Raw genomic sequence first — 17,518 nt, forward strand, 5'->3', positions numbered from 1 at the left:
CTCTCGAACAGGTCAGTGCGCCCGGATCCAGGCCCCTTGGTCCGATCGCCAACGAAATCCCCTGCTGCCGCCTGGGTCCCCCCGTACGGAGGGTCACTTTCCGTCGGTGATGTAGTAGTCGTTCTTGAGGTACTCCAAGGTGTAGCTGCCCAGGTCTTCCTCGGAGAACGTGGCGGAGGACCTGACCGCTTCGAGCGGCATCTCGATCTTGTCGAGGGTGTGGACCCGGACGCGCAGCGGATCGACCGTCGCGGTCTGCAGGGCCTTCTTCTGCTCGGGTGAGATCATCTGAAACACGATCACGTACGTCGACGTGCACGGGCCGAATCCCTGCTCCTCTGCCTTCTTCGCGCCGGGCCCGGCCACTTCGCAGACCGTGTCGATGTCCTCACGCCCGAGGCCGTGGAGGTACTGCTCGTACCGCTGGATCGCGCGCTCCTTCGTCCTGGGCGCGGGCAGGTTACCGGTCACAGCGGCCGACGGCTTCTCGGTTCCGGCGGACGCGGACGGCGTGCCCGACGGCACTGTCGCCGGTGTGGACGCGGACGGCTGCGAAGGCTTCGCGTCAGCGTTCTCCTTCGCCTTCTCCGGACCGCACCCGCACGCCGCCAGCGCCACGCATGCCGATACCGCCACGCTCACCATCGTCCGCGTTTTCATCAGATCCCCTCCACCAGCCGACTGCCCATCAAGAGCTCACGCAGGATACGGCGGAACGGTTCCCCCTCAGTTGGGGGGCGTTCGACCACTTCAAGTTCGGCTGGAAGCTCTGCGGAAAGTGTGGCGGCATGTCCTTCGCCGACGACAGCGAGTTCAACGGCGACTGCCCAGTCAGCGCCACACACCACGCGGTCAGCGTGGAGTTCGGATCAAGTGGGCAGACATCGACCAGGTCAATGGTGGCGGCGGTGGAGCTTCAGGGTGGTGACGACCGCCACGCCGAGGGTGATGTGCATGAGGGCCAGGGCCACGACGGTGCCGCCGTCGGCGCCGGACGACAGCGGGCCGGCAACCGACAACAGCGCCAGGCCACCGCCCACGTACTGCCCGATCCGCAGGAAGACGGGCTTCCACAGGGCCATCAAAAGGGCAGCGCCCGTCCCGACGACCAGCGGGACCACGGAGGCACCGATGACGCCCCCGACCGTGATCGGGTGCTCTGCGCCGCCGTCGACGACGACCAGCGAGGCACCGGCCAGCGTCGCGACGGCAAGAACGATCAGATTGACCACGGCCGCGCCGACCGCGCCGGTGACCAGCACCATCCACCAGCCGAGGCCGGAACGGCGGACCGAGGGCACGGCGGGCACGGCGGGTACAGCGGGTACAGCGGGGCCGGAGTTTGGAACGGCACTGCTCGACATGAGACTTCCTCCAACGTGTGAAGTGCTGCGCTGCGCCGCCCTAAGGCCAGCGGCATACGAAGAAGCCTCCAACCTGAACCTCACTTGAGGTCAAGCCCTCCCCCGGCTCTCCCGGCCCTGCAAGGTCAGACCATAAAGAACAAGTTCATGCCAGCATGCACGGAGTGACCCCTCCTGCCTCGATGAGGAGACCTCGTGAATCACACGACCTGCCGGATTCTGGTGACGGGTTCCGCCGACGGCCTGGGACGGGCCGCAGCGCACTCGCTGCTGTCCGCGGGACACGAGGTGGTGGTGCACGCCCGGAACCCGGAGCGCGCGGCCGGCCTCGGCCCGCTGCTGGACCGAGGAGCAGGCATCGTGGTGGGCGACCTCACGGACCGCGACGCCGTCCGGCGCATCGCCGCAGAGCTGAACGACGCGAAGCCGCTCGACGCGGTCATTCACAACGCCGGCGTGTGGAGGGGTCCCGCGGTCATGCCGGTCAACATCGTCGCGCCATACCTGCTCACGGCCCTGCTGCGCGAACCCCGCCGCCTGGTGTACCTGAGCAGCGGCTCACATTTCGACGGACACCCCCACCTCTCGCTTGCCGGCATCGACTGGCGGGGCGAGCACGCCGGCTCGTACGCGGACAGCAAGCTGTTCGTCACGGCGCTCGCGGCTGCCATGGCCCGCCTGCGCCCCGGGGTGCTGAGCAACGCCGTCGATCCGGGCTGGGTGCCGACGAAAATGGGAGGTCCAAACGCCCCGGATGACCTTGAACTGGGCCACCGGACGCAGGAGTGGCTGGCGACGAGCGACGATCCCCAGGCCCTGACGACCGGCGGGTACTGGTACCACCGCCGGCAGCAGCCGCCGCACCAAGCGGTCAACGACCGAGCGTTCCAGGACCGCCTCCTGGAAGCGCTGGCCCATGAAACGGGCGTCTCGATCTGACCCATGTGCGAGGGCTGCACCAGGCATGAATCCAGCGCGCACGCGCCTGGCGTTCAGCCGCGCCGGGAAGCCGCTCGGATCCAGGTGGCGGCGGCGTCGGCAGACAGGGCGCCTGGGCTTGGACGGCTCCCCGAGGTGCTGCATCTCCTTCCCGAGCCCGACACGCAGTTGCGGCAGCTCACCGAGGCGATCGCTGATCGTTGGCCTGAGGATCCGCCGTATGGCGGCCGGTTCGCCGAGATCGTGCCGCACCTGACCATCGCTCTCGCGCCCCTGCCCCGCGGCTCGGACCTCCCCGTCAGTACGGGCCGCCGAGGAAGAGCCGCGTGCCGTGGTGGCGCGGGCGGTCGCCACGTTCGTGGGCCGCGTCGGAACGGTCGGCGGGGGTCGAGAGCCGGGCAAGAGCCCGGAGGGTTTCCAGGCCGGCCATCACCTCGTCACGGCGCTCCGCGGACTTCATCCAGGCCGGCAGCCGGGCGAACATCGCCATCGTCGGGGAGGCGTGACGCTCGCGCAGCCGGGCGCCCACGTAGGCGGCGAGGGCGTCGACGTGCTCCTCGTCGTAGGCCCACAAAATCCGTCCCGCACAACGGGTCTGAAGCCAGAGCGGCCGCCGGAAGAAGGGGTCCTCGGTGCCGCCGGGCACCGCGCCGACCAGACCGGCGCCCCGCTCCTCGGCCGTCCAGTCGGCGACCGCGCCGCAGCCGGCGCAGGTGAGTCGGCGGGGCTGGAAGAGCAGGGCGCTGAAGTACTTCGGCGCCGGGAGGCCGGGCCGAGGCACGACGAGCGCGCGGCCCCCGCACCTCGGGCAGACCACGAGCACCCGGCCGGTGAACTGGACGAGCCACGTGCCGTGGTCGTGGTGGCGGACCGGATGAGGGTGCGCGGGCTCGTAGCTCATGACGGACACCCTGTCAGGGCGCGACCCGCCCCAAGGACCGGGGTACATGGCTGCTGTTCGCGGCTGAGGGCTCGGCGTCAGGTGAGCGCGAAGGTTGTTCCAGACGAGGACGACCGGAGCCCCGGGCTGATCGTGCGCGCGCACGATCAGGTCCCGAGAACCCGAGTTCCGACGGAGCCGGGCCTTCCTCGCCCGGAATCCCCGGACCTCCTAGAAGGCGACGTGAAAGTCCGATCGCGTCTTCCCCTGCACGGCGGAGGTGAGCTCAGCCCTCGGGGCATCGGGGGCGGATGCGGATGCGGTGATGGCGGGTGTGGCGATCACTGCTTCGGGTGCGGACACGGCGACGGGGGTGGCGATCGCGGCGGCGATGGCGAGGATGGCAGTGGCGCGCAGGGTCCACTTCAGCATGGTGAGGCTCCGATCTCGGCGTGTGATGGCATGCGTCTTGATCGTCGCCACCCATCCGGTGTCCGGGCATCGTCCGAAGGTCGCGGCCGTCTCCCCCGCACGGGGGAGACGGCCGCCGCGGTGTGCCTCACGTCCTGGTGAAATCGACTCTGGGCCCGCCCTGGGGACACCCCGCTTGGGTGCACCGTTCTCCGATGCAGCGGGTGTCCGAACGAACCTCCGCATCCGAACCGGCGCGCGATCCTGTTCCCGGGCGCTCCCGGAAAGTATGATCAAGCAATGTCCGACACGACCGAGACCGCACACGGCTGGCTGAGCAAGGACGAGCTGGAAACGGCCAGGGCGCGCATGCCGATCCTGTACGTCGAGGCCGTCCCCGTACGCGTGGATGACAGCGGCGAGGTGACCAGCATCGGCCTGCTGCTGCGCATCGGTCCGGACGGAACGGTCAGCCGCACCCTGGTGTCCGGCCGCGTCCTGCACCATGAACGGGTCCGTGACGCGCTGCTGCGCCACCTGGAGAAGGACCTCGGTCCGGTGGCCCTACCGCGCGTCCCCGCTTCCCTCCAGCCCTTTACGGTCGCCGAGTACTTCCCCACGGCGGGCGTCACTTCCTACCACGACCCGCGCCAGCACGCGGTGTCCCTCGCCTACATCGTGCCTGTGGCTGGTGACTGCCGCCCCAGGCAGGACGCTTTGGACCTGGTCTGGTTCAGCCCGCAGGAGGCGGCCTCCCCGGCCGTGCAGAGCGAAATGCCGGGCGGGCAGGGTGTGTTGCTCAAGCAGGCGCTCGCGCACGCCGGGCACGTCTACTGAGACCCCCGCGGCGAGCGGAGCGCCGTCGGGGCCCGCGAGATCCCAGTTCTCGTGCAGGTCGACGTCGAACCCGTCCCTGAACTTGGCGTTCTTGAAGTCGGCGAACGGATCGGTGGTGCTCGTGAAAATCCCGTCCCGATCGGGCAGATTCCGGCACATCCTCCCGGGGGTCGGCCGATCGGGGGCCCGCTGCGCTGTCGTGCATCAGAGGGGGTTGGATGGCCTCACGGTCCGTCCGTGAGGCCACCCGCAAGGCCACCCGTGAGGCCGGACACCCAGGGCCGGCGGCGGGTCAGGCGGGCGCCAACTCCTGGTTGCGGTCGAGGGCTTTGCCCAGGCGGATGGCCTGCGTGACGAGGCGGGACCGGCCGCCGCGGGCCGCGACTGCGGCGAGGCCGGCCGGGTGCGAGGAGGCGGCCGCGGACTCTTCCACGCAGTCGGCGGCCATCTCGAGGAGGTCGCCGGTGCCCCGCGGGTCGGCAATGCCGGCGAGCAGGGCGGGCAGGGCGGCCGCCAGGACGGACCAGGTGGTCGTGCAGGCGCCGGTCGCGGCGGCGGTGCGCAGCGAGTCGGCGAGCCGGTTGGGCTTGACCGTGCCCAGGGTCAGTTGCTCCCCCAGGTCGGAGCCGAGGCGTACGGCGTCCAGTTCGCCGCGGGCGGCGAGGGCGAGGAGCGCGTCGACGGCCCTCAGCCGGTCTTCGGCGTGCCGGGCGCCGAGTCCGGTGGCGACGGCCAGGTGGAGCGCCGGGCCGGCCGGGCCTCCGGCGGCCGCGAGCAGGGGCAGCACGGTGGTCCCGCCCCGTCCTTCGTGGAGGGCGCAGGAGGTGATGGCCGGGAGCGACCAGGCGGCCAGGGTCTCGCGGTCCTCGGGGAGGGTGGCGACCAGGGCGGCGTCGCCGTCGCCGTCCCAGCAGCGGCCGGTTGCCATGCGGGCCTGTCCCAGCTCCCGGAACGGCTTGGGGAATCGGCGTAGAACGGTGGGGCGTTCCCCGGTGTCCAGGGTGAGGTGCTCCGGCCACTCGTCGTAGTGGCGGGCTACGGCCGGCGCGGTGCGGCGGGTGACGGCGGCGGGCAGGCCTTGCTCGCCGAGCCAGGCCGCGAGCCGGTCCCCTTCGGGTGTGCCCAGGGCGGCGGCCGCGGGGATGGCGGTGGGGTCGCGGCGGGTCCGTAGCAGGGCCTGCGCGAAGTCCACCGGGGCGGGGGTCTCGCCGAGCCGTGCGTACGCGGCGAGGCGCTCGATCAGGGTGCGCGGGTCCAGGGAGCCGCTCGTGTGGGTGGGAACGGCGAGCAGGAAGGGGAGCGGCCGGCCCGCGATGTGCCGTGCCGCCTCGGCCACGCGGGCGTGGGCGACGACGTGGAAGGCGGGGTGGTGGCAGTCGCTGCGCCAGGACGCGAGCGCGCGCCCCGGCGGGTGGAGCGGCGCCGCCGGGCGTGCGCCTAGGACGGCGGCGGCGACGTGTTCAATGCCGGGCAACTCGCTGGTGTAGTGGCGGGACTGCTCGGGGTCGAGCCACCAGCGGCCGGCCAGCGCGGGGCGCAGCGCCGCCGCGAGGGCGGCGCGGTCCCGGTGGGCGTGCCGGACGAGGCCGTCGAGGGCGCGTTCGTACTCCTCGACGCTCGCGGTGCGGGAGTTGACCACGGCGGCGACGAGCTCCGCGGTCTCCTCGACGCTTTCCGGGGCGGGTGCGAGCGGGACCTGGGCCGGGGGCGGCGGAAGGATCTCCCGGTAGGGGGCATCGTCGGTGGCGGGGGCGGCGTCCGGGCCGAGGATCTCCACAGCCCGCGCCCGATGTAGGGGGCTCAACAGGTGTGCGGATTCGGCGAGTCCGGCGCGCACGTGCGGGTCGGAGACGAGATGCGCGGCGGCCAGCTTGAGGGCCCGTTCCTGGATGTCGGTGTCGGTGTGCCCGAAGGCCTCGCCGAGTACGGGCAGCAGCTCGGGGGCGGCGGCCGGATCGCGGACCAGCTCCCGGCCGAGCAGCACCAGTTGGGCGCGGACCAGCTTCTTCTCGGGGCGGAAAAGGACGGTCAGGGACATCTCGGCGAGCAGGCGGGGGGCGAGACCGCCGGCCGCGGCGAGCCGGGCCAGGGCCTGCTGGGCGTGCCCGGCAACGGCGGACGGGGCATCGGCGGCCAGCGCGATCCAGTCGGCGACACGCTCCCGCTCCTCCTTCGCGGTCGGGTGCAGGCCCTGCAGGATCGCGAGGTACGGCTTGAGGTGGGGGGCGGTGCCGCCGCGCAGCAGACGGGCCGTGCACCCGTCCAGGAGGGCCGTACGGTCGACCAGGCTCTCTTCGGCGAGGGCGACGAGCGCGGTCGGCCAGTGGTACGGGCCGGCGGGCTCGCCCAACCAGCGGAGCGAGGTGACCGGCTCGGCGGTCTCGAAGAGGCGCGGGACGAGCTGGGCGGTGTACGGGTCGCTGCGCAGGGCGTCGACGAGGGGGGTGCGGTAGGTGGGCAGGGACGAGGCCCAGCCCTCGAGGCAGCCGTCGGTGGTCGGCATCGCGCATCCGGCGAGACCGACGAGCACGCGGATCAGCGGGTAATCCTGCTCCGCGGTCGCGGCCCGCGCGGCGAGCCGGTGGGCGAGGTCGCCGAGCCACCGGGGCTCCCGGTCGGACAGGACGTCGAGGAGGACGCCGGTCGGGAGCGCCTGCCAGCGGCGCAGGTCGCGTGCGGCGATCCAGGAAGCCGCGGCCGCCGCACCGGTGGTGCATCCGGCGCCGGCGACGACCAGGGCCGGGTTCGCCAAGTCCCGTTCCCGCCAGTTCTCCCAGCCCTGGGAACGCAGGTCGGCTCGCAGCACCTTCAGCTCGGCGAGCAGCTCCCGGCGCTGCGCCCGGTCCAGGGGCTTCAGCAGTCCCGGCAGGTCGGCGGCGCGCCCGGCCCGGACGGCGGCGAGGATCTCCCGCGCGGGGAGGTCGGTCTGCGCGGCGGGAGCGGATGTGTCCTGGGCGGTGGCGTTCATCGTGCGGCTCCGGCGGGGGTGGTGGTGTGCGTGGTGTCGGGGTGCGTGGCGTCGGGGTGCGTGGTGTCGTCCGGGTGCGAGGCGGCCCGCCGGGCCATGCGGGTGGCGAGGGCGTGCTTGCAGGGGCCCCGGCGGCCGCGGTAATCGGCCCACCACTGGCAGGTGCAGCTGAGGGCGCCGCCGGTGCCCCGGACCTGGTAGCGGCGTTCCCCGGAGGCGACGACGGCGGTGCCGGCACCGTCGTCCAGGGTGACAGCGCCCTCCGCCAGCAGGGCGCGGGCGGCGACCAGGCGCGGGTTGTGGCGTTCTGCGCGACGGGCATCGTAGGGCAGTTCGCGATGGAAGTAGGCGGCTTCGGCGAGGTCGTAGCCGACGCGGCCGGCCGTGCCGAGGTGCGTGAGGGCTGCCCGTACGCGCTCTACGGGCAGCCCGGACTGCTCGGCGAGGTCGGCCGGGTCGATGCGCGGCTCCCAGGCCAGCAGCACGGAGATCAGGTCGGCGTCCTCGGCCGCCGTGTCCGTGGCAAGGGCCTCCAGGACGCCGCCCTCGCCGGAGAACCCGCGGTCGGGCTCCGGGGAGAGGGTGAGCGTGAGCCGCATGCCGGGCAGCCCGACCTCCCATGCGGAGGCGGTGGGCCCGGCGCCGTCGGCCGGAGGCCCGTACACGCGCAGGCCGGTCGCGTTGCGCAGTACCCGCTGGAGGGCCGCGAGCCGGTCCGGGCCGGGCAGGCAGACCGCACCGGGCACGGGGCGGGTGGTGGGGCGCAGCGTACGACCGGCGGGCACCACCCACAGGGCGGCGCTCGCGGCGCCGCCGGCCGCGGGAGTGCGCGGGAGCGAGCGCAGGAAGCGTACGGCTTCGGCGGCGGTGAGTTCGGCGCGCAGGTCGAAGCCGGTGGTGATGGCCTGGGATTCGGCGAAACCGCGCAGCCAGCGGTCGGGCAGCGGCACCTTCTTCTCGACGACCGGACCGTCGAGGGTGGTGACGGTCAGCTCGTCGGGGCCGACGCGCAGGTGCAGCGGGTCGTCGCCGGTCAGTCGGGACAGGGCCTCGCGCAGCGGGTTGTTGACGTCGACGTTGGTGGTGCCGTGGCCGGTGTCGGCGCCGCCCAGTCCCTCGGGGAGCACGTCGAGCCGGGCGTATACCCCGCAGCACCCGGAGAAGGACTCGAAGCGCAGCCGGTCGCCGTTGCCCGTGACGACCGGGTCGAGGGAGGCCCGCAGGGTTCGCCGGTAGTAGCGGGCGGCAGCCACGTCGGCGACGGCGAGCAGGGCGCGGGCAGTGGCCTGAGGGCTGTTCAGGAACCCGGCGAAGAACTGGGGGTGGGCCTCGGCCCCGGCCGGCGTCAGGCCGCCCGCGGTCTCCAGGCCGAGCATCCGTCCCGTGCCGGCGGCGGTGGTCAGCGAGGATGAGCCCGCGTAGGCGAAGGTGTGTGCGGTTCGCGTCATGACCGGAACGCTAAGCGGGACCACTGACAACGCCGCTGCGCTCCCCCGGCCCTGCCGGTACGGGGGGGCACACGGGAGCGATTGCCTGACGATTCGTCAAGTCGGCGGCGTTGCCTGGGCGATGATCCGGGCGGCGGCGAACTCCGCGAGGCAGGCCTGTTCGGCCTCGTCGAGGCATCCGTCAGCGTCGTCGCCGATGGGGATCCGCAGGGGCGCGGCAGTGTCGGATCCGATGATGTCCAGGGCCCCCGAAAGTCCTCGGGGCGGCGGGTACGGAGACCTTGCTGAAGCAGGTCTGGGACGAGCACGCCGACCCGTTCACCAACACCGCCGCCCCCGATCTCTACCGGATGGCGCCAGCCACACCAGGTGCTCTGTCGCAGGACGCGGGTGTAGCCCCCTCGAACGACACCGGGCCGGACCATGACGGACGGCCCAAGGCGGACGCCGGCGCTCTGGCCAGCACGGGGAGAATCGTCATTTAAGATTCAAGGCGGCTGCGGGACTGCGGACCGTCACTGTGCGCGGCGACTGCGGAACGATCAGGCCTGTCGAGGAGAACGGCCTGGCCAGGGCCCTGGGCCGGACGGGAACCACATGACGCTGATCATGAAGGTCCCGCGGAGTCGCGTGGCCGCCGACGTGCGTCTCAGGGGTGTGACGCGCCGAGCACACCCGGCCACGAACGGAAGACCCCCGGGGAGAAGTGAGGTATGGCAGTGATCTGCGTCGGAGGCATGATCGGAATCGGCAAGACGAGCGTGGCCGAACTCCTCGCCAAGGAATTGGGCAGCGAAGTCTTCTACGAGAGCGTGGAAGACAATCCGATCCTTCCGCTCTTCTACACGGCGAGCCCCGAGGAGATCCAGGCGAGGCGCTACCCCTTCCTGCTCCAGCTCTACTTCCTGCAGACACGGTTCGCCTCGATCAAGGAGGCGTACAAGCAGGGCGACAACGTCCTCGACCGGTCCATCTACGAGGACTGGTACTTCGCCAAGCTCAATCACGACCTGGGCCGGATCAGCTCCCTCGAGATGCAGGTGTACGAGGGACTGCTCAACGAGATGATGCGTGAAATCGACGGCCTGCCGTACCGCAAGGCACCCGATCTCATGGTCTACCTCAAGGCGGACTTCGATACGGTGCTGCACCGTATCGGCCTGAGGGGCCGCGATTTCGAACAGGACGAGAGCCTCGTCGAGTACTACCGGACGCTGTGGTCCGGCTACGACGACTGGGTACACAAGCACTACTCGGCCAGCGAGGTCCTCGTCGTCGACATGAGCCACACCGATGTGGTGAACAACCCCGAGGACGCGGTCCGCCTGGTGCGCGAGGTCAAGGACGCCCTGGCCGCGGTCAGGCACCAGGTCTGACCTTGTGGGCACGGTCCGCTGCCGCACGGTGGCCGGGATCGGGAAACCGCCAGGCACGGTTCTGGTCGGAGGTGCGCGGCGTCCTGCTGCGCACAGACGGTCCGCTCCGCAGCCCGGCCGACGGTCGCGATCACCCGTCGGACGGCGCCGCACCCACGTCAGCGGGTGAGGAAGCGGGTGGCACCCACGTAGACGCGGCCGGTGGAACCAATGGGTTCCTCCTTCACCACGTCACCGGTTCGAGGCGAGTTGATCATCATCGGTTCGCCGTTCCTCGTCCCCGAGTAGATGCCGACGTGGGTGACCTCGGTGCCGGTGGCAGGGCGGAAGGCGACGATGTCGCCGGGCCTCAGGTCCTTCGTGTCGGTGATGCGCACCCCGACGGCCGAACCGGCGGGTGCCTGCCCGCCACCCGCGTCGAACTGCGGCTGGGCGTCCCGGGGGATCGTCATACCGAGGGCGGAGTAGACCTGGCCGGTCAACCCGGAACAGTCGTAGCCGAATCCGGAGGTGCCCGACCACAGGTAGTCCAGACCCATGAAGGTGCGTGCGGCGGCGACCACGTCCTCGCCGCGCGGCGCGGCCGGCACCTTCGCCAGGTCACCGGCTCGGAAGAACACCCGGGCACCGCTGTGGGAGTAGGCGGTGACGACGCCGGGCAGCGGGCCGGCTTTCACGGGGAATGAGGTGTTGTACGAGTACTCGACTGCCTGCCCCGACCCGGCCCCTGTGAAGGCGGCCTCGGCGGTGGTGAAGCCCCGGGCCGTGGGGCGTCCGACCCGTTCCTGGTGCGTACCACCGGGCGGCCGCCGGTGATCGCTGGTCAGCTGCCGGTCGGGAATCCAACCTGGGTAGGCGCCTCGTCCGGCCTGGTCCCTGGGAGTGGGCTGGCCATGCACCCATACGTGGTCCCATAGGAGGCCGCCGTGCCACATCGTCTGGTCGACGGTCACCTCCACGCCGTGGAGCGCCTGCGTCTCCCCGGCTACGTCACGACGCTCGTCCAGTGACATGGCCGCCAGCCAGCCGCGGATGTCCGCGGGATTGGCGGTCGCGGGAGCGTCCACGGGCCGGACCTGCCCGGGGCTCACCCAGACCTGGGCCACCGCCACGTCGACATAGCAGGTCGGGGCACCGTCGCACGGACTCGCCGCGGCGGGCGTGGAGCGGTCGGCCGGACCGGCCGGAACGGCGGGGAGTGCGGCGGCCGGGGCAGCGAGGGCGAGGAGCGCTGCGGCAGCCGTCAGGGCGGTCTTCACTGAGTACATGAGCCGATTCTGTCCACTACGCCGCGTCTGCGAACCCCTCCGGCGGTGGAGCGGGAGGGACATGGTGCCCGGCCCGGCAGGCCCGGCGGCACCCGCAGCCCCGGACGGGTACTCGGCCGGCACGTCCGAGTACTAGCTTGTGGGCGTGGACCTCTTCTCAACCTCGTGGGCGGCGTTGCGGGCGGCGGTGGCCGGGCTCGGTGACGAGGACTTCGCGCGGCCGTCCGGCTGTGACGGGTGGCTCGTGCGGGATCTCGTGTGCCACCTCGTCATCGATGCCCAGGACGTCCTGATCACCCTCGTCACCCCCGCCGATACGGAGCCCACCAGGGACGCGGCGACCTACTGGGAGGTAGGCGCAGCCCCGGCCGCACAGGACCCGCTCGACGCACTGACCGTGCGCCTGGCCGCCGCGTACGGGGAGCCGTGGCTGCTCAGGTTCCACCTCGACGACGTCGGCTCTGCCGCAGGCCGCGCCGCCGCCCTCGCGGATCCCTCGGCCCGGGTCGGCACCCGCGGCCAGGTCCTCACCGCCGGCGACTACCTGTCCGCGTACGTCCTGGAGTGGACGCTGCACCACCTCGACCTCGTCGCGCATCTCCCCAACACGCCGGGGCCGCCCGCCGAAAGCCTCGCCGCGGCCCGCGCGCTGCTCGAGCGGATCGCCGGGACGGCGTACCCGCCGGGGTTCTCCGACAAGGACGCGCTGCTGGTCGGCACCGGCCGACGCGCTCCGACCGCCGCCGAAGAAGGCGCACTGGGCGAGTTGGGAGCGCGCCTCCCGCTCGTCCTCGGCTGACCGGTCAAGCCCGCTCGGACCGTGGGGGTGCCCGATCTCAGTGAATACTGGCGGGGTCGCCTTCATCGCCGCGTTCACTCCGCAAGCAGACCGACTTGCCATGTCGCTCGGCCGGATGGCGGTGTCCCTCCTCCCCCGGGCTTCGTCCGGGGCGAGGAGGCACAGCACGGAGTTGGCGACCGGCCGGCCAGGTACCGCCGGAAGAAGGCGTCGATGCAAGCCGCGCCGACCCGGCGTTGGCCGGCTCGGTCAGCCGCGGAACACAGGTGGAGCTGCCGGGTTCGGTGCACCGCCATTCAGCGCGTAGTGTCCGGCCATTCCTCACGCAGCATCCCGAACAGCACGGTGTCGTAGCGCTTGCCCGCCACCAGCACCGTGGACCGGCGTCGGCCCTCCTCCCGGAAGCCCGCCTTGGTGAAGGCGCGGACCGCCCGCTCGTTGCCGCTCCAGGTGTCGAGCTCGATCCGGTGCAGCCCGAGGACCCCGAACAGGTGCCCCACCAGCAGTCGCAGCGCGTCGGAGCCATGACCGCAGCCCCAGCGGCCCCGCTCGCCGATGGTGACGCCGACCGTGGCCTGCCCGGCGAACGGGTCCAGCTCGCGGTAGTCCACCATGCCGATCACCGTGCCGTCGGCCAGATCCTCGACCGTGAAGACGGCCGACTCCTTCGGGTTCAGCCGCAGCATCGTCTCAAAGCCGAGCTCGACGGCCTCCGCCGTGACCGGGCCGAAGCACGGGTTCCCACGTGACCCGCTCCCTGTGCGACAGCCGCGTCGCCGTCCGGAGTTCAACGGAGTGGGGAGCTTCAGCGAGTGCCTCAGGTGGGGTTGTGGGGCAGGGTCTGCCCGTTCGCGCAGCGTGACGAAATCGCCGGCGGGGTGGGGTAGGGGGTGGTACGGACTGAAAGGGCGTTCCCTTACATGGGGAACGAATGCACGCGCACCGTTCCGGTTGGCCAGTTCACCCCGTCATGGAGCGGTGTCCACATGGTGCGCAGTGGCATCGGTACTGGTCCCTCGTGTTGCTCGACATGGACCTCCTGGTCCAGCGCCTGCCAGCCGAGGCGCTCGTAGAAGGGCGCGAGTGGAGCGCGGCAGAAGAGGAGCGCGTGCTGCGGCCCGAGCGTTCGTGCATGGTCCAGGGCCGCCGTGATGACCAGCCGTGCAAGGCCCTGACCCCGTAGGTTGGGAGAGACGGCCACTCCGCCGACGCCCACCACCTCGGTGTCCACATCTCCGATCGATAGGGGCAGTCGGAGCAGGCCGGCGTGCGCGACGAGGCGGCCACCGAGCCTGATGCCGAAATGATCCTCCTTGGGGAGCCAGGTCAGACCGGTGTGTGCGACGCCGAACGGATCGTCGCCGTTGCCGAGGATTTCGCCCTGTTCTGTCTTCGTGTACTGCGTGAGTCGCACTGTGGTCGGCGATGCGGGTGACAGGTGATCAGACATTCTCACATGATCCCTTTTGTGTCACTCCATGCCAACAGAAGCACTCAGCCGGCCAGCTGAAGGCACACGGACAGGTCGCCGACCCCTTGGCTCTGACGGGCGATCAGGGCCCTGCCCTTGGTGCCCGCCTGCAGGGCATGCCGTTCGACGCTGCCTTGAGCTGCCCCCTTCTTCTGGAAAGCGCCTCGGGGTCCAACGTGTCAGGCCTGGGCTGGGGAGTGTGCAGGCAGGACTGGTCTCACAGGCGCGGCATCAGGTCGGTCAGCGGAAATGCCTTCGCGTCTTCAGGGGGGCGCGACAAGTGCAGCGCCGTGTGGAAGTAGCCGTCGGTCTCCTTCCCGTATGGGTCATCGCCGGCCGCGGTCACCGCTTGGACGGCGTATCGCTGTTCGTCCGCGTCTGTGAAGCGTCGTTGCCGGAACGTGTGCGTGGTGGCCTTCTCGGTGACCAGGCCGTTCGCAGCCAGGCATGCGGCGATGGACTCATAGGAGGTGGTGCGGAGCACGAAGGCCGCGACCCACACCGGGTCTTGGGCAAAGGCCAGGATCGGTTGGAAGGTACGGGGGGACAGGAAGGTAGCCCCTCCGGTGATCGTGATCAGCCGGGCGTGCCGCGCGGCGCGAAGCAGAGACGGAGAGGGAGGCCCGGTTTCGAGGTTCTCAGCGAAGCCTTGTTCCAGCAGACCGACCTCGCATGCGTAGGAGATGGCGTTCGTGGCCACGTCCAGTCCGATCACCCGGGCCGGATCTTGGCGCCGGCGAGCCGCGTAGTAGCTGCGGTCCCATTCGATCAGTTCGGCTGTAGTGAGCGCGGTGGCCTGCGGCGAGGTGTAGTGGGCATAGAGGTCGTCCAGTGTCACCTCGTGGTTGAGGAGGGCGGCGTTGATTCCGTAGGAGCAGCAGATGTCCAGCACGGTCACCGGTCGTTGCCCCGCGCGGACTGTACCCGTGCGGGCCGCAACCGCCCGCCGGAAGACGCTCTGTCCGTGATGGGGTGCCTGGTATTCCAGGGGGCCCAATGACCGGAAGTAGGCCCGAGGATCCGGCTGGTCGTAGATGTCGTCGAACGCCGTCATACCCTCCGGGACGGGGATCTCCGATGCCTGCGAGCCGTCGGCGGCGACGTTGCCATGACCCCTGTTCCGCATCCCGCCCATGCCGGTCCTCCTCATACAGCTCAGGTCCGCTATCCGGTCAGGGTCGGTGACCCGGGGCGGTACGGGAAGACGGCAGGCAGAAAACAAGCCACGCGCCGCAACGGGCCGGGAGAGGATCGAACGCCCCGGTGTCCGTGCCCCCAGCGGTCGGTTGATCGTCGACTCCCCATGGTCCGAGGACCACGTGCGCGAGATCGTGGCCCGCATTCCCCCCGTACCTATCGCGTCGAGGCGGCTTGGACGGAGGCGCCGTACGAGCATGGCGGCGAGTACTTCGACGGACGGGAATGTGCCGCCACCCGGCTGCGCGTCAGTGCCGACCCGGTGGTCGTCTGGGAGGCGGTTGAAGGAGCTCGTTACCGGTTGGTGCGACAGCTCGGCGACGGCGATATGGGGCAAGCGCCGGAGGCGCAGGACGAGACTCCGGGCCGGCCCGTTGCGGTCAAGGTGATCTCCCTGCTCGCCGGCGGCGGAAGCCGCGGCAACGAGGCACGCGCCAGGTTCCTGCGACGCGCGGCACCAATCACCGCTCAGCTGCAGCATCCCAACATCGTGACCATCCACGACCTCGGCGAAGCCGGCACCGGGGACAACAAAGCACCGTTCCCGGTGATGGAGCTGATCCGAGGCGAGGGCATGGACGCGACGCTCTGGCCACGCACCCGGACGGGGCGCCCGGCGCTCTGGTAAGCCTCCGAACAAGCTCAGGAGGTGTACACCACGATGAAATCGCCGCAGGGCTGTGAGCCCGGTTGTCCCGCAGTCTCGGCGAGCGCCTTGCGCAGTGTGCGCAGATGCGCGGCGGTGAGCTGAAGCGGAGGCTCGTCCGGCTGGTAGGTGGTGCCACGGGGGTAGTCGGTGTCCGCAACGGTGGTCATCTCGATGTGGCAGCCGAGGACGTGGGTGACCGGCCGGGTCGCGCAGAAGTCCAGGAGCCGGTCCACGGTCTCGGCGTACGCGGCCCGGTCTTCCACATAGAGCCGCCCGGGGTAGAGGGAGTCGCCGGTCAGCAGCAGGCCCGTGTGCCGGTCGTAGAACACCAGGGCCGCTGAGTGGTGTCCAGGGCCTGGGACGAGGTCGAGGATCCGCCCGCCCAAGTCCAGTTCGGCCGTACCGTGCGGCCAGCCGCCGAGCCCGAAGTGGGCCGTGACCTCGTCCAGGCCGTGGCCGACGACCGTGGTGCCGGGCCTGTCGGTGAACTGCCCGTCGGCCGCGATGTGGTCGCCGTGGCCGTGCGTGTGGGCGACCGTCAGCCCGTACTGCGCGCGGGGATTGCGCATCAGCCAGTCCTCGATCAGTGCGTCGACCGTCGCACGCAGCGGAAAGTGGCCGGGGTCGGAGGTGGCGCCGGTGTCGATGAGCAGCGCGCTCTCGTTCCCGAATAGGAGGAAGAGGAAGGGTGCCTCGTAGTGCACGGACTTGTTCTGGCGCAGGATCACCGTGTTTTCGGTGTACGCGTGAATCTGGATCTCCGGGGCGGGATCGTGCTTGGGCGATGGCCAGCCCGCGTGCCACACGATGTCCAGGCTGCCGGCGACCGGGATGTCAGCAAGAAAATCGATCACGGGTCCAACCTATCGCCATGGTGCGGGCCCCTGCGGGACGGGCGGCGTGCCTGTGACTGAACCACCGTGTCCGGACGGCGCCGGTGGCATCGTCCGGGGACGTGCACGATCCGTCCCCGGCGGAGCGCGCTGAGGGCCCTGCCACGCCCGGCCAGGGGCCCGTCGCTCCCGTCCAACCTGGGCGGCGAACGTCAGGCGCAGGCGAGTCCGGCCTGCATGCCGCAGGCCAGGGGTCGGTAGGGTGATGAGGTGTCTACGCTGCCTCTGATCCTCTTGCTGTCCGGAAGCCTGCGGGCTGGTTCCTCCAACGAAGCGGTACTCAGCACTGCGCGTGCAGTAGCCCCCTCTCACGTGCGCACCGTCGTTTACGAGGGGTTGGCTGCGCTTCCGCACTTCAATCCCGACGATGACACCGATCCTCTACCGGCTCCCGTTGCCGAGCTTCGCGCGGCGATTGGCGAGGCGGCAGCGGTGTTGATCTGCACTCCGGAGTATGCGGGCACTCTCCCAGGCTCGTTCAAGAACCTGCTCGACTGGACGGTCGGCGGCTCCGAGATCTGCGACAAGCCCACGGCCTGGGTGAACACCGCTGCCCCCGGGCGTGGTCAGGGTGCGGAGGCTACGCTGCGCCTGGTGCTCGGCTACACAGGCGCTGCCATCGTGGAATCGGCCTGCGCCAGTATTCCGGTGTCCTCCCAGATGGTCGGCATGGACGGGCTCATCACCGACCCGGAGGTGCGTGAGCAGATCGGCAAGGTTCTCGTCCTGCTGTCGGAAGCGTGCGAAGAGGTCACAGAACTCGACCGGGGGTAGCGTCCGTCGACTGGCGGGGTGCACAGGAGCACACGCTGGTGCCCGTCCGGGGCGGGCGGGACCTGGCAGTCCAGCTCGACCGATCAGCGGGTGCACGACGCGCATGTGCGATGCCCGGCGTACGGAGACCTAGTGCAGGTCCCGAGGGCGGCGAGCTCCTCGCCGCCCTCCAGGAGCCGCTCCACCAAGCGTGTCGCAGCCGGGTCGCCGGCCCGTCGGCCGACGGCCGCCCGCAGGTCCGGCC

Annotated in this window: 17 protein-coding genes and 1 pseudogene; 7 read left to right on the forward strand and 11 right to left on the reverse strand. The window is 70.9% G+C overall.

Annotated features, from left to right (window positions below; genetic code table 11):
- Positions 1 to 93: 93 nt before the first annotated feature.
- Entirely contained in the window at positions 94 to 471 is a 378-nt protein-coding gene (locus OHA89_RS02050) for a hypothetical protein (RefSeq protein WP_266615699.1), read from the reverse strand.
- 422 nt (positions 472 to 893) lie between these two features.
- Positions 894 to 1,364, reverse strand: coding sequence for a DUF6069 family protein (locus OHA89_RS02055; RefSeq protein ID WP_406365012.1), 471 nt, complete (start codon positions 1,362 to 1,364; stop codon positions 894 to 896).
- A gap of 195 nt (positions 1,365 to 1,559) precedes the next feature.
- Here OHA89_RS02055 and OHA89_RS02060 point away from each other — a divergent pair, with 195 nt between their 5' ends.
- The gene (locus tag OHA89_RS02060) at positions 1,560 to 2,303 is read left to right on the forward strand and encodes an SDR family NAD(P)-dependent oxidoreductase (RefSeq protein ID WP_406365013.1); all 744 of its coding nucleotides are present in this window, start codon (positions 1,560 to 1,562) and stop codon (positions 2,301 to 2,303) included.
- Positions 2,304 to 2,306: 3 nt separating this feature from the next.
- Positions 2,307 to 2,561 (forward strand): annotated as a pseudogene (locus tag OHA89_RS02065) (2'-5' RNA ligase family protein); the annotation flags it as partial.
- A 40-nt stretch (positions 2,562 to 2,601) separates the two neighbouring features.
- On the opposite strand, the gene OHA89_RS02070 reads toward OHA89_RS02065, so the two are convergent.
- Complete coding sequence (locus OHA89_RS02070; RefSeq protein ID WP_406365014.1) at positions 2,602 to 3,204, reverse strand: hypothetical protein; 603 nt, start codon at positions 3,202 to 3,204, stop codon at positions 2,602 to 2,604.
- A 210-nt stretch (positions 3,205 to 3,414) separates the two neighbouring features.
- Positions 3,415 to 3,666 carry a hypothetical protein gene (locus OHA89_RS02075; protein WP_406365015.1) on the reverse strand — a complete coding sequence of 84 codons (252 nt, stop codon included), beginning with the start codon at positions 3,664 to 3,666 and terminating at the stop codon, positions 3,415 to 3,417.
- A 228-nt stretch (positions 3,667 to 3,894) separates the two neighbouring features.
- On the opposite strand from OHA89_RS02075, the gene OHA89_RS02080 reads away from it, so the two are divergent.
- Positions 3,895 to 4,431, forward strand: a complete 537-nt coding sequence (locus tag OHA89_RS02080; protein ID WP_215150834.1) for an NUDIX hydrolase family protein — start codon at positions 3,895 to 3,897, stop codon at positions 4,429 to 4,431.
- Between the two features lie 292 nt (positions 4,432 to 4,723).
- On the opposite strand, the gene OHA89_RS02085 is transcribed toward OHA89_RS02080, so the two are convergent.
- Together OHA89_RS02085 and OHA89_RS02090 are read right to left on the reverse strand one after the other, a co-directional pair.
- On the reverse strand, positions 4,724 to 7,399 hold the full coding sequence (locus OHA89_RS02085) for a DUF6493 family protein (protein ID WP_406365017.1): 2,676 nt from the start codon (positions 7,397 to 7,399) through the stop codon (positions 4,724 to 4,726).
- On the reverse strand, positions 7,396 to 8,847 hold the full coding sequence (locus OHA89_RS02090) for an SWIM zinc finger family protein (protein ID WP_406365018.1): 1,452 nt from the start codon (positions 8,845 to 8,847) through the stop codon (positions 7,396 to 7,398). The genes OHA89_RS02085 and OHA89_RS02090 overlap by 4 nt, the downstream gene beginning before the upstream one ends.
- Before the next feature lie 713 nt (positions 8,848 to 9,560).
- On the opposite strand from OHA89_RS02090, the gene OHA89_RS02095 reads away from it, so the two are divergent.
- Positions 9,561 to 10,223, forward strand: coding sequence for a deoxynucleoside kinase (locus OHA89_RS02095; protein WP_406365019.1), 663 nt, complete (start codon positions 9,561 to 9,563; stop codon positions 10,221 to 10,223).
- A 158-nt stretch (positions 10,224 to 10,381) separates the two neighbouring features.
- Here OHA89_RS02095 and OHA89_RS02100 read toward each other — a convergent pair whose 3' ends face one another.
- Entirely contained in the window at positions 10,382 to 11,491 is a 1,110-nt protein-coding gene (locus tag OHA89_RS02100; RefSeq protein ID WP_406365020.1) for a C40 family peptidase, read from the reverse strand.
- 145 nt (positions 11,492 to 11,636) lie between these two features.
- Between OHA89_RS02100 and OHA89_RS02105 the strand changes: the two genes are divergently transcribed.
- Entirely contained in the window at positions 11,637 to 12,290 is a 654-nt protein-coding gene (locus OHA89_RS02105) for a maleylpyruvate isomerase N-terminal domain-containing protein (protein ID WP_266615715.1), read from the forward strand.
- 296 nt (positions 12,291 to 12,586) lie between these two features.
- Here OHA89_RS02105 and OHA89_RS02110 read toward each other — a convergent pair whose 3' ends face one another.
- The 3 genes from OHA89_RS02110 to OHA89_RS02120 all read right to left on the reverse strand — a co-directional run bounded on the left by OHA89_RS02110 (position 12,587) and on the right by OHA89_RS02120 (position 14,896).
- Positions 12,587 to 13,081, reverse strand: a complete 495-nt coding sequence (locus tag OHA89_RS02110) for a GNAT family N-acetyltransferase (RefSeq protein ID WP_266615717.1) — start codon at positions 13,079 to 13,081, stop codon at positions 12,587 to 12,589.
- Positions 13,082 to 13,206: 125 nt separating this feature from the next.
- Entirely contained in the window at positions 13,207 to 13,740 is a 534-nt protein-coding gene (locus OHA89_RS02115; protein ID WP_406365021.1) for a GNAT family N-acetyltransferase, read from the reverse strand.
- 238 nt (positions 13,741 to 13,978) lie between these two features.
- Positions 13,979 to 14,896: a hypothetical protein gene (locus OHA89_RS02120; protein WP_406365022.1), complete on the reverse strand. Its 918-nt coding sequence runs from the start codon at positions 14,894 to 14,896 to the stop codon at positions 13,979 to 13,981.
- A 363-nt stretch (positions 14,897 to 15,259) separates the two neighbouring features.
- Between OHA89_RS02120 and OHA89_RS02125 the strand changes: the two genes are divergently transcribed.
- Positions 15,260 to 15,586, forward strand: a complete 327-nt coding sequence (locus OHA89_RS02125) for a hypothetical protein (RefSeq protein ID WP_406365023.1) — start codon at positions 15,260 to 15,262, stop codon at positions 15,584 to 15,586.
- 14 nt (positions 15,587 to 15,600) lie between these two features.
- On the opposite strand, the gene OHA89_RS02130 is transcribed toward OHA89_RS02125, so the two are convergent.
- Positions 15,601 to 16,461: an MBL fold metallo-hydrolase gene (locus OHA89_RS02130; protein ID WP_266615723.1), complete on the reverse strand. Its 861-nt coding sequence runs from the start codon at positions 16,459 to 16,461 to the stop codon at positions 15,601 to 15,603.
- A gap of 249 nt (positions 16,462 to 16,710) precedes the next feature.
- On the opposite strand from OHA89_RS02130, the gene OHA89_RS02135 reads away from it, so the two are divergent.
- A complete protein-coding gene (locus OHA89_RS02135; RefSeq protein ID WP_257552507.1) occupies positions 16,711 to 17,274 on the forward strand; it encodes an NADPH-dependent FMN reductase in 564 nt (187 codons plus the stop codon).
- Positions 17,275 to 17,518 lie beyond the last annotated feature (244 nt).

Origin of the sequence: Streptomyces sp. NBC_01546 (assembly GCF_045208355.1) — a bacterium.
Taxonomy (GTDB): domain Bacteria; phylum Actinomycetota; class Actinomycetes; order Streptomycetales; family Streptomycetaceae; genus Streptomyces.